This is a genomic window from Pseudomonas sp. NBRC 111138 (assembly GCF_001320835.1).
GTDB classification, from domain to species: domain Bacteria; phylum Pseudomonadota; class Gammaproteobacteria; order Pseudomonadales; family Pseudomonadaceae; genus Aquipseudomonas; species Aquipseudomonas paracarnis.
The window spans coordinates 35,415-46,799 of the sequence record NZ_BCBO01000094.1; the positions used below are offsets into that span (position 1 = coordinate 35,415).

The following is an 11,385-nucleotide window of genomic DNA, read 5'->3' on the forward strand; positions in this document are numbered from 1 at the left end:
TTGCTTTCTTACTTGTAGGAGAGAGCTTGCTCGCTCCTACAAAAAGCGTAGCGCGGCGTTTATATCTTGCCGAGCAACAACAGCACCAGCAGAACAACCAGCACCACACCCAGGATACCCGACGGTCCATAACCCCAGTTACGCGAGTGCGGGAACACGGGCAGGCCACCGACCAGCAGCAGGATCAGGATAATAATCAGAATGAGGCTCATGGTTTTATTCCTTATAGGTTCTTTGCAAAAACCGGCTGTTTAACCGTTGGTTCGTCCATGTACAGTGGGACGCCTTACCCATTCCGACTCTGCTACTTCGTAGAAAATTCATTGTTTTTATAAAACATTTTGATGTGACGCTTATTTCTTTTAACGCGTGCGCAACTTGAACTAATCAGTTGAAAAAAATTGAACTTAGTCGATAGGCACGCTTGCGACCGGGCCCGCGGTTTGCCCGGGGCATTCATCACCCTGATGGTGCGTGGGTAGAGCAAAAACCTTCGCTACACTGCCGGTCACTTCTTTCGTGAACCACAAGGCTACCTCCTATGCAAAACCGCATGATGATCACTGGCGCCGGGTCTGGCCTGGGTCGCGAAATCGCTCTGCGCTGGGCCCGTGAAGGCTGGCAGTTGGCGTTGTCTGATGTCAGCGAGCCCGGTTTGCAGGAAACCCTCAAGCAGGTTCGCGAAGCAGGGGGGGATGGCTTTATCCAGCGCTGTGACGTGCGTGACTACAGCCAGCTCACGGCCTTCGCCCAGGCCTGTGAGGTGAAGCTCGGGGGCATCGATGTGATCGTCAATAACGCCGGCGTGGCCTCGGGCGGGTTCTTCGCTGAACTGTCCCTGGAGGATTGGGACTGGCAGATCGCAATCAACCTGATGGGCGTCGTCAAAGGCTGCAAGGCGTTCCTGCCGCTGCTGGAAAAGAGCAAGGGCCGCATCATCAACATCGCGTCAATGGCAGCGCTGATGCAGGGCCCCGCCATGAGTAACTACAACGTGGCCAAGGCGGGCGTGGTGGCGTTGTCCGAGAGCCTGTTGGTGGAGCTCAAGCAACAGGAAGTGGGCGTGCATGTGGTGTGCCCGTCGTTTTTCCAGACCAACCTGCTCGACTCGTTCCGTGGGCCAACCCCAGCCATGAAGGCTCAAGTGGGCAAGTTGCTTGAGAGTTCGCCCATCTCGGCGGCGGATATTGCCGACTACATTTACCAGCGCGTGGCCGAAGGCGAATTCATGATCCTGCCCCACGAGCAAGGCCGCATGGCTTGGGCGTTGAAACAGAAAAATCCGCAGTTGCTGTATGACGAAATGACCCTGATGGCCGACAAGATGCGCGCCAAGGCGCAGGCTGTTAAGGCCTGATTTGGCTGGGGTCTGTCAGGCAAGTTACCTACCTGTGTAGGAGATGCCTGATTTGCCCGCAAGCCATTGTCGGTCCAGCGCCAAGGGGGCATGGTCGAGGTCCTGTTACTGGAAAAGGACTACCGCCATGCTGGTCTTAAGCCGTGCCATAGGCGAAGCCATCGCCATTGGCGATGACATCACCGTGCATATCCTTGACGTGAACGGCACTCATGTGAAGTTTGGCATCGAGGCGCCGATGGGCGTCAACGTGTACCGCTCCGAGGTGTACCGCAAGATTCTCAAAGGCGAGGGCCAGGCTACCCATCCCGTGCCGGTACCCAACCTTTAGGCGCAGCTTTTCAGTCGAACAGGTGCTTGGGCACATCGTGCTTGAGCATCAACTGGCATTGCTCGCTCTCGGGGTCGAAGACGATCAGCGCCTGGCCTTTGGTCAGCGCCTGGCGCACGCGCAGCACGCGGGTTTCCAGGGGCGTGTCGTCGCCATTATCGGTGCCGTCGCGGGTGACAAAGTCTTCGATGAGGCGGGTCAGGGTATCGACTTCAAGTGCATCGTAGGGAATCAGCATACAAGCCTCAGGTGTCAGGTCCCGGCGATGCTACTGCGCCGGGACCTTTGTTGCCAGTATCAACTCACCGCGTCAGGACTTCTGGCCGACCAGGCTGTCTACCGACGGCACGCGGGTGTCGCTCTCCATTTGCGTTTCATGCTCGATCTGATGACTGAACCGATCCAGTGAGCCCTGGGCCGGTTGCGCATCGCTGGCAAATACCGGCGGGCTGAGGATGTAAGCGCCCAGCAAGCGGCTCAGGGCGGCCAGGCTGTCTATATGGGTACGCTCGTAACCGTGGGTGGCGTCACAACCGAAGGCCAGCAGGGCGGTGCGTATATCATGGCCGGCGGTGACCGCCGAGTGCGCATCGCTGAAGTAATAGCGGAACAGATCGCGGCGTACCGGCAGGTCGTTCTCCGACGCCAGGCGCAGCAAGTGGCGGGACAGATGATAATCATAGGGCCCGCCGGAGTCCTGCATGGCCACGCTCACCGCGTGTTCGCTGGAGTGCTGGCCGGGGGCGACCGGGGCGATATCGATGCCGACAAACTCACTTACATCCCAGGGCAGGGCGGCCGCTGCGCCACTGCCGGTTTCCTCGGTAATGGTGAACAGCGGGTGGCAGTCGATCAGCAAGGGTTCGCCACTGTCGACGATGGCCTTGAGCGCGGCGAGCAGGGCGGCGACGCCGGCCTTGTCGTCCAGGTGGCGAGCGCTGATATGCCCGCTCTCGGTGAACTCGGGCAGTGGGTCGAACGCCACGTAGTCACCCACACTGATGCCCAGGGAGTCGCAGTCGGCACGCGTGGCGCAGTAGGCGTCCAGGCGCAGCTCGACATGGTCCCAGCTCACCGGCATTTCATCCACGGCGGTGTTGAATGCGTGCCCGGAGGCCATCAGCGGTAATACGCTGCCGCGAATCACGCCGTTGTCGGTGAACAGGCTGACCCGGCTACCTTCGGCAAAGCGGCTCGACCAGCAGCCCACCGGCGCCAGGGTCAGGCGCCCGTTGTCCTTGATCGCACGCACGGCGGCGCCGATGGTGTCCAGGTGGGCGGAGACGGCGCGGTCAGGGCTGTTTTTCTGGCCCTTGAGGGTGGCGCGAATGGTGCCGCGCCGGGTCATTTCAAACGGAATGCCGAGCTCTTCCAGGCGTTCGGCGACGTAACGCACGATGGTGTCGGTAAAACCGGTGGGGCTGGGAATGGCGAGCATTTCCAGCAGCACTTTTTGCAGGTACGCGAGATCGGGTTCGGGAATGGTTCGGGTCATGGAAACTCCTGATGAGTTGAGGGCGATCGACGCGCTGCGATCGTGCGATCGTTCCCACGCTCTGCGTGGGAATGCCTCAGGGACGCTCTGCGTCCACTGTGGTGACGCAGAGCGTCACAGGCTGCATTCCCACGCGGAGCGTGGGAACGATCGGTAGTCAGGTAGCTGGCTGACTGTGTGGAAACAACAAATCCACAAACTTCTCAGCCGTGGGTTGCGGTTCATGGTTGGCCAGGCCGGCCCGTTCGTTGGCTTCGATAAACACATACTCTGGCTGGTCGGCCGCAGGTACCATCAGGTCCAGGCCGACCATGGGGATATCCAGGGCACGGGCCGCACGCACGGCCGCGTCCACCAGCGTGGGGTGCAGGATCGCCGTGACATCTTCCAGGCAACCCCCGGTGTGCAGGTTGGCGGTGCGTCGCACGGCCAGTTGCACGCCACGGGGCAGGATGCTGTTGTAGTCGTAACCTGCGGCTTTGAGGGTACGCTCGGTTTCTGCATCCAGCGGGATTTTGCTCTCGCCATCGGTGGCCGCCTGGCGACGACGGCTTTGCGCCTGGATCAACGCGCGAATTGAATGTTGGCCGTCGCCGATCACTTCGGCAGGGCGACGAATCGCAGCCGCGACCACTTCAAAACCGATCACCAGAATCCGCAGGTCCAGGCCTTCGTGGAAGCTTTCCAGCAACACGCGGCTGTCGAACTGGCGCGCCGCTTCGATCGCCTGCTGCACGTCTTCGATGCTGCGCAGATCCACTGCGACGCCATGGCCTTGCTCGCCATCCAGCGGCTTGACCACGATGCGCTGGTGTTCGTCGAGAAACTCCAGGTTGTCGTCGGCGCTGCCCGCCAACTGTTGCACCGGCACCTGCAGGCCCGCCGCCTTGAGCACCTTGTGGGTGAGGCTCTTGTCCTGGCACAGGGTCATGCTGATGGCGCTGGTCAGGTCGCTCAGGGACTCACGACAACGCACGCGACGCCCGCCGTGGCTAAGGGTGAACAGGCCCGCATCGGCATCGTCCACTTGCACATCAATACCGCGTCGGTGGGCTTCTTCGACAATGATGCGCGCGTAAGGGTTGAACTCCGCCTGCGGCCCCGGGCCCAGAAACAGCGGTTGATTGATACCGTTCTTGCGCTTGATTGCAAAGGTGGTCAACGCCCGAAAGCCGAGCTTGGCGTAAAGGCTCTTGGCCTGGCGGTTATCGTGCAGCACCGACAAGTCCAGGTAGCTCAAGCCTCGGCTCATGAAGTGCTCCACCAAGTGGCGCACCAACACTTCACCGACGCCAGGGCGGGTGCATTGAGGGTCGACGGCCAGACACCAGAGGCTGCATCCGTTCTCCGGGTCCTGGAAGGCCTTGTGATGATTGAGGCCCATCACGCTGCCAATCACCGCGCCGCTGTCTTCGTCTTCGGCCAGCCAGTACACCGGGCCGCCTTGATGACGTGGGGTGAGGCGTTCCGGGTCGACAGGCAGCATCCCGCGGCCCTGGTACAGGTGGTTGACCGCTTGCCAGTCGGCCTCGCTCTGTACCCGGCGAATACGAAAGCCGCGAAATACACGGGTGGCCGGGCGGTAGTCGGTGAACCACAGGCGCAGGGTGTCGGACGGGTCGAGGAACAGTTGCTGCGGGTCAATGCCCAGGATTTGCTGAGGCGCGGCCACGTACAGCGCGATATCACGCTCGCCGGGCTGCTCGTTGAGCAGTTCCTGAGCCAGGCTTGCCGGGTCGGGAAAGGTGTGGCCGATCAACAAACGGCCCCAGCCGCAATGCACGGCAATCGGGTCGGCGGCCAGTGCGCTGCCATCTTCGGCCAGGCGCGCTTGCAGGCGCTCGTAGGTCGGCGCCTGGCCCTTGAGTAAGCGTTGGCTGTAAGCCGCGGCATTCGGTTTCATGGATCAGATTCCTTGTTCGCTCAGCCACAGGTTCAGCGCCGCCAGCTGCCACAGCTTGGAGCCGCGCAGCGGGGTCAATTGGCCTTGCGGGTCGGTGAGCAAGCGGTCGAGCATGGCCGGGTTGAACAGCCCGCGGTCCTGGCTCGGGTCCAGCAGCAACTCGCGCACCCAATTCAAGGTATCGCCCTGCAGGTGCTTGAGGCCGGGCACCGGGAAGTAGCCTTTCTTGCGGTCGATGACTTCGCTGGGGATCACCCGACGCGCCGCTTCCTTGAGCACCTGTTTGCCGCCGTCGGGCAGCTTGAACTGGGCCGGCACACGGGCCGACAGTTCTACCAGGCGGTAGTCGAGGAACGGTGTGCGCGCTTCCAGGCCCCAGGCCATGGTCATGTTGTCGACGCGTTTGACCGGGTCGTCCACCAGCATCACCGTGCTGTCCAGGCGCAGGGCCTTGTCCACCGCTGCGTCGGCGCCCGGCATTGCAAAGTGCTCGCGCACGAAATCGCCAGCAGCGTCGTTGGCGGTCAGCCATTTGGGCGCGACGGTGGCAGCGTAGTCGTCGTAGCTGCGGTCGAAAAACGCCTCGCGATAGGCCGCGTACGGGTCGCTGGCACCGTCCACTTGCGGGTACCAGTGGTAACCGGCGAACAGTTCATCGGCGCCCTGGCCGCTCTGCACCACTTTGCAATGCTTGGCCACTTCCCGCGACAGCAGGTAGAAGGCGATGCAGTCATGGCTGACCATCGGCTCGCTCATGGCGCGGAAGGCTGCTGGCAGTTGCTCGATGATCTCGCTTTCGGCGATGCGCAGTTGGTGGTGATGGGTGCCGTAGTGTTTGGCGATCAGGTCTGAGTACTGGAACTCATCGCCACGTTCGCCGCCGGCGTCTTCAAAGCCGATGGAGAAGGTCGACAAATCCTCCACGCCCACTTCACGCAGCAGGCCGACGAGCATGCTCGAGTCGACGCCGCCTGACAGCAGCACACCCACATCCACCGCCGCACGTTGGCGGATGGCCACGGCTTCGCGGGTGCTGTCGAGCACGCGGTCGGTCCAGTCTTCCAGGGTCAGGTGTTTTTCGTCCTCATGGGGGCCGTAGGGCAGGGTCCACCAGGTTTTCTGTTCAGTCTTGCCGCTGGCGTCGATGCGCATCCAGCTGGCGGGCGGCAGCTTTTCGATGCCGGCCAACAGCGTGCGCGGCGCGGGGACCACGGCGTGGAAATTCAGGTAGTGGTTGAGGGCGACCGGATCGAGGATCGGGTTGATATCCCCACCCTTGAGCAACGCTGGCAACGCCGAGGCGAAACGCAGGCGCTGGCCGGTGCGCGACAGGTACAAGGGCTTCACACCGAGACGGTCACGAGCGATGAACAGACGCTGGGCATCACGCTCCCAGATGGCGAAAGCGAACATGCCGTTGAGCTTGGGCAGCAGCGCTTCGCCCCAGGCGTGATAACCCTTGAGCAACACTTCGGTGTCGCCACCGGAATAGAAGGCGTAACCCAGGGCTTCCAGCTCTTGGCGCAGCTCCGGGAAATTATAGATAGCGCCATTGAACGCCAGGGACAGCCCCAGATGGGCGTCGACCATCGGTTGGGCAGAGCCGTCCGACAGGTCCATGATCTTCAGGCGGCGGTGGCCCAGGGCAATCGGCCCTTGGGCATGAAAGCCCCAGGCGTCGGGGCCTCGGGGGGCGAGGTGGTGCGTGATGCGTTCTACGGCTGCCAGGTCGGCAGGTTGATGATCAAAGCGTAACTCGCCAGCTAGTCCACACATAATTTCCTTACCGGTTTTTCCGTTGGGGAGGGGTCAATACTCAATACGCCCAAAAGGGCGCGTACCCAGAAACTGACCCAGTGCTATGCGTGGAGTTTTAGACCGATAAGTTATAAGGCAGATAGCCGCATTGCCTTTAATCCGGCTTTTTTTGTGCAGCGCCCTGGCCTCGCACCAACGCGCGCAGGGCAAATCGATTGGGGTGGCAAGCCTCGGCTACGCTGGTGGGCACTGGCAGGGGCTCATCACTCAGCCATGCAGCCAGCAGTTCGCCGCACAACGGCGCAGTGATCAGGCCACGCGAGCCATGGCCGCTATTGAGAAACAGCCCCGGCAGCCACGGGCAGGGCGTTTGCGGCACTTGCCGGGCGTCTTTGCCCAGTACCGCATAAGCCTGCTGAAACGCCGCATGGTCGGCCAATGGCCCAACGATGGGCAGGTAGTCGGGGCTGGTACAACGAAACGCGGCACGGCCTTCCAGTTGTTCGGCCGCCAGGCGGTCGGCACCCAGGCGCTGCAGCAGGTCGGTAGACATCTCGCGCAGCATCTGCAGGTTGCCGCTGTGTTCGGCGGGCGTGGGCGTGAGGTCTTGATTGTTGAAGTCAAAACTCGCGCCCAGGGTGTGTTCGCCAAGCCGGGCCGGCGCGACGTAGCCCTCGGCACAGACCACCGTGGCCAGCGCTTTACTCGCGCAGGTTTGCGCCAGCCGAGTGATCTGCCCACGGATGCGCTTGAGCGGTATGTCAGCACTGAAGGGGAAACGCTTGATCTCCGCAGCCCCTGCGAGCACCACGACACCGGCGCTGGCCAGCACGCGGTCACCGGCGCGGGCTTGCCATTGGTCGTCGAGCCGGTGCAGTTCCAGTGCCTCGTGGTGGGTGAGCACTTCAATCAGTGGATGTTTGGCCTGCCACTGGCACAGCGCGGGCGGATGCACCCAACCGCCCTCTGGAAAAAACAACCCGCCGTGGGCCAGTTCGATTCCCGCCTTTTGCTGCGCCTGCTCGCGGTCTAGTAGATGCAGCAGGTCCGGAGCAAAGGCGTTTGCCAATTGAGCCTGACGCTGGATCTCTTTGGCGTCAAACGCCAGTTGCAACACGCCACAGCCGTCCCAATCGACACCTCGGTGCAAATGTTCCAGCAGGCGTCGGGTGTGGCCAAAACCGCTGACTATCAGCTGGGACAAGGCCGTGCCATGGGCCGAAAGCTTGAGGTACAACACACCCTGTGGGTTGCCCGACGCTTCCTGTGCCAAGCCGGCGTGGCGCTCGAGAAGGCTGACACGCCAACCCCTGGCGGCCAGGCTGGCGGCGGTCGCGCACCCGGCCAGGCCACCGCCGATGACCAGAGCATGACGTTCTCCCTCGATGGCGGGTGGCCGGGCGAACCAGGGTTTACGTGGGGCCGGCGCGGGTAAGTCGGCGGGCCAACCGACAAACTCCCCACGCAGGATCTCCCACTTATGGCCGATGCCTGGCGTGCGTTTCATCTTGAACCCGGCGGCATTGATCAACCGCCTTACCCAGCCGGTGCTGGTGAAAGTGCTGATGGTCGAGCCCGGTGCCGCCAGGCGCGCCAGTTGGGCGAACAGCTCGGCGGTCCACATGTCGGGGTTTTTCGCCGGGGCGAACCCGTCGAGAAACCATGCATCGACCTGGGCGTCCAGTTGCGGCAATTGTTCCAGCGCATCGCCGATCAACAGGGTCAGGGTCACGCGGCCATTGTCCAGTACCAGGCGCTGGAAACCCTGGTGGATGGCAATGTATTGCGCCAGCAGTTGCTCGGCCAAGGGTTGCAGTTCGGGCCAGAGGGCGAGGGCGCGTTGCAGGTCGGCATGGCTGAGGGGGTACTTTTCCACGCTGACAAAGTGCAGCCGCGCACCGGCGACTGCGTGCTGTTCGAACAACTGCCAGGCGCAGAGGAAGTTCAAGCCGGTGCCGAAGCCAGTTTCACCAATCACCAGGCGCCCACCTGCGGGCAAGGCGGCGAAGCGTTCCTGCAAGCGGTTCTGCTCCAGGAACACGTAGCGGGTTTCTTCCAGGCCCGACTGGTCGGAGAAATACACGTCGTCGAATACCCGCGAATGCGGGCGGCCTTGGTCATCCCAGTCGAGCTGGGCGTGGGTGATGGGGTTCATGGCGGCTCATAAAATGAAAGCGGGCAAAGGCAAGGCGGCCATTCTAGCCGATCAACAGGCGTTGAATTGATCCATGGCAAGGCTGGGTTGTATTTCCTTGCGCGTGTCGGGGCCCAATCCGCTAGTCTTGAGCCATCTTGAAACGGAGCTGCCCATGTTCGAATCCGCCGAAATCGGTCACGCCATCGACAAAGACACCTACGACGCCGAAGTGCCGGCCTTGCGTGAAGCCTTGCTGGAAGTTCAGTACGAGCTGCAACAGCAGAAACGCTTCCCGGTGATCATCCTCATCAACGGCATCGAGGGGGCGGGCAAGGGTGAAACCGTCAAGCTGCTCAATGAATGGATGGACCCGCGCCTGATCGAAGTGCGCACCTTCGACCAGCAGACCGACGAAGAACTGGCGCGTCCACCGGCCTGGCGCTACTGGCGGCAACTGCCGGCCAAGGGCCGCATGGGCATTTTCTTCGGCAACTGGTACAGCCAGATGCTGCAAGGCCGCGTGCATGGGCAGATCAAGGATGCGCGCCTGGACCAGGCCATCGCCGGCGCCGAACGTCTGGAAAAGATGCTCTGCGATGAAGGTGCGCTGATCTTCAAGTTCTGGTTCCACCTGTCCAAAAAACAGATGAAGGCGCGCCTCAAGGCCCTGGCCGACGACCCGCTGCACAGCTGGCGCATCAGCCCATTGGACTGGCAGCAGTCCAAGACCTACGACAAGTTCGTGCATTTCGGTGAGCGTGTGCTGCGCCGCACCAGCCGCGATTACGCGCCGTGGCATGTGATCGAAGGCGTCGACCCCCATTACCGTGGGCTGACCGTGGGCAAGATCCTGCTCGATGGGCTGCAAAGTGCCCTGAACCAGGCCAAGGTCAAGGCCAGCGGCATGAACCCGGCGCCGTTGCTTGCCTCGGTGGACCAAAAGAGCCTGCTCGACAGCCTCGACATGACCCTGCGCCTGGACAAGGACGACTATGAAGAGCAACTGATTACCGAACAGGCGCGCTTCTCTGGCCTGATGCGCGACAAACGTATGCGCAAGCACGCGCTGGTAAGCGTGTTCGAGGGCAACGACGCGGCGGGCAAGGGCGGGGCGATCCGCCGTGTGGCGGCAGCACTGGACCCGCGCCAGTACCACATCGTGCCGATTGCCGCGCCCAGCGAAGACGAACGGGCCCAGCCTTATCTATGGCGGTTCTGGCAGAAAATCCCGGCGCGCGGCATGTTCACCGTGTTTGACCGCTCCTGGTACGGCCGCGTGCTGGTGGAGCGCATCGAAGGCTTCTGTACCCCTGCGGACTGGATGCGCGCCTATGGCGAGATCAATGACTTCGAAGAGCAACTGCGCGATGCGGGGGTGATCGTGGTCAAGTTCTGGCTGGCCATCGACAAGGAGACGCAACTGGAGCGCTTCCAGGCTCGTGAAGAAATCCCCTTCAAACGCTTCAAGATCACCGAAGACGACTGGCGCAATCGCGACAAGTGGGACGACTACCGCGCGGCAGTGGGCGATATGGTTGACCGCACCAGCACCGAGGTGGCGCCCTGGACTCTGGTCGAGGCCAACGACAAGCGCTGGGCGCGGGTCAAGGTGCTGCGCACCATCAACCGTGCGCTGGAAGAAGCGTTTGATAAAAGCGACAAGCACGACAAGAAGAAAAAGAAATAGCCTGTAGGAGCGAGCTTGCTCGCGAAAAACGTCAACGATAACGCGTGCTTCCTGAGTGAACGCGGCGCCTATTAGTTTTTCGCGAGCAAGCTCGCTCCTACAGAGGCTCCATGCTTTTGCATCCACGCAGTGAATGATCATCGCGGTCGGCCAGGCCTGGATCTATCCTCGATCCACAACCACAAGATCGAGGTAGCCCATGCGTGAAGTAGTGATCGTCGACAGCGTGCGAACCGGCCTGGCCAAATCCTTTCGCGGCAAGTTCAACCAGACCCGTCCCGATGACATGGCGGCCCATTGTGTCAATGCGCTGCTGGCCCGCAACGGTATCGACCCTGCGACGGTAGAAGACTGCATCGTCGGTGCCGGCTCCAACGAAGGCGCCCAGGGCTATAACATCGGGCGTAACGTGGCGGTGCTCTCGCAACTGGGCACCGGTACGGCGGGCATGACTCTCAACCGTTTCTGTTCGTCGGGCTTGCAGGCGATTGCCATTGCCGCCAACCAGATCGCTTCGGGCTGCAGCGACATCATTGTTGCCGGTGGCGTGGAGTCCATCAGCCTGACCATGAAGAGCGTCAACACCGATAACCTGATCAACCCGCTGCTTAAGGAACAGGTGCCGGGCATTTACTTCCCCATGGGCCAGACCGCCGAAATCGTTGCGCGCCGCTATCACGTCAGCCGCGAAGACCAGGATCTTTACGCGCTGCAAAG

The 11,385-nt window shown here is 61.8% G+C and carries 10 protein-coding genes; 4 read left to right on the forward strand and 6 right to left on the reverse strand.

The window, feature by feature from the left end; genetic code table 11:
- Nucleotides 1-59: 59 nt before the first annotated feature.
- A complete protein-coding gene (locus APH41_RS28305; protein ID WP_003192767.1) occupies nt 60-212 on the reverse strand; it encodes a DUF3309 family protein in 153 nt (50 codons plus the stop codon).
- A gap of 329 nt (nt 213-541) precedes the next feature.
- On the opposite strand from APH41_RS28305, the gene APH41_RS18155 reads away from it, so the two are divergent.
- Together APH41_RS18155 and csrA are read left to right on the forward strand one after the other, a co-directional pair.
- Complete coding sequence (locus APH41_RS18155; RefSeq protein WP_054896320.1) at nt 542-1,357, forward strand: SDR family oxidoreductase; 816 nt, start codon at nt 542-544, stop codon at nt 1,355-1,357.
- A 127-nt stretch (nt 1,358-1,484) separates the two neighbouring features.
- Nucleotides 1,485-1,688, forward strand: coding sequence for a carbon storage regulator CsrA (gene csrA / locus APH41_RS18160; RefSeq protein WP_054896319.1), 204 nt, complete (start codon nt 1,485-1,487; stop codon nt 1,686-1,688).
- A gap of 10 nt (nt 1,689-1,698) precedes the next feature.
- Here the strand turns inward: csrA and APH41_RS18165 are convergent, their stop codons facing one another.
- The 5 genes from APH41_RS18165 to mnmC all read right to left on the reverse strand — a co-directional run bounded on the left by APH41_RS18165 (nt 1,699) and on the right by mnmC (nt 8,999).
- A complete protein-coding gene (locus APH41_RS18165) occupies nt 1,699-1,926 on the reverse strand; it encodes a YheU family protein (protein ID WP_003192759.1) in 228 nt (75 codons plus the stop codon).
- Nucleotides 1,927-1,998: 72 nt separating this feature from the next.
- Nucleotides 1,999-3,183 carry an osmoprotectant NAGGN system M42 family peptidase gene (locus tag APH41_RS18170; RefSeq protein WP_034126152.1) on the reverse strand — a complete coding sequence of 395 codons (1,185 nt, stop codon included), beginning with the start codon at nt 3,181-3,183 and terminating at the stop codon, nt 1,999-2,001.
- 157 nt (nt 3,184-3,340) lie between these two features.
- Entirely contained in the window at nt 3,341-5,086 is a 1,746-nt protein-coding gene (gene ngg, locus APH41_RS18175) for an N-acetylglutaminylglutamine synthetase (RefSeq protein ID WP_054896318.1), read from the reverse strand.
- Between the two features lie 3 nt (nt 5,087-5,089).
- On the reverse strand, nt 5,090-6,862 hold the full coding sequence (locus tag APH41_RS18180) for an N-acetylglutaminylglutamine amidotransferase (protein WP_034126154.1): 1,773 nt from the start codon (nt 6,860-6,862) through the stop codon (nt 5,090-5,092).
- Between the two features lie 136 nt (nt 6,863-6,998).
- Nucleotides 6,999-8,999 carry a bifunctional tRNA (5-methylaminomethyl-2-thiouridine)(34)-methyltransferase MnmD/FAD-dependent 5-carboxymethylaminomethyl-2-thiouridine(34) oxidoreductase MnmC gene (gene mnmC / locus APH41_RS18185; protein ID WP_054920482.1) on the reverse strand — a complete coding sequence of 667 codons (2,001 nt, stop codon included), beginning with the start codon at nt 8,997-8,999 and terminating at the stop codon, nt 6,999-7,001.
- A 154-nt stretch (nt 9,000-9,153) separates the two neighbouring features.
- Here mnmC and pap point away from each other — a divergent pair, with 154 nt between their 5' ends.
- Complete coding sequence (pap, locus tag APH41_RS18190) at nt 9,154-10,668, forward strand: polyphosphate:AMP phosphotransferase (RefSeq protein WP_054920485.1); 1,515 nt, start codon at nt 9,154-9,156, stop codon at nt 10,666-10,668.
- Between the two features lie 199 nt (nt 10,669-10,867).
- The coding region (locus tag APH41_RS18195; RefSeq protein WP_305728902.1) for a beta-ketoacyl synthase N-terminal-like domain-containing protein at nt 10,868-11,385 on the forward strand (518 nt) is incomplete at its 3' end.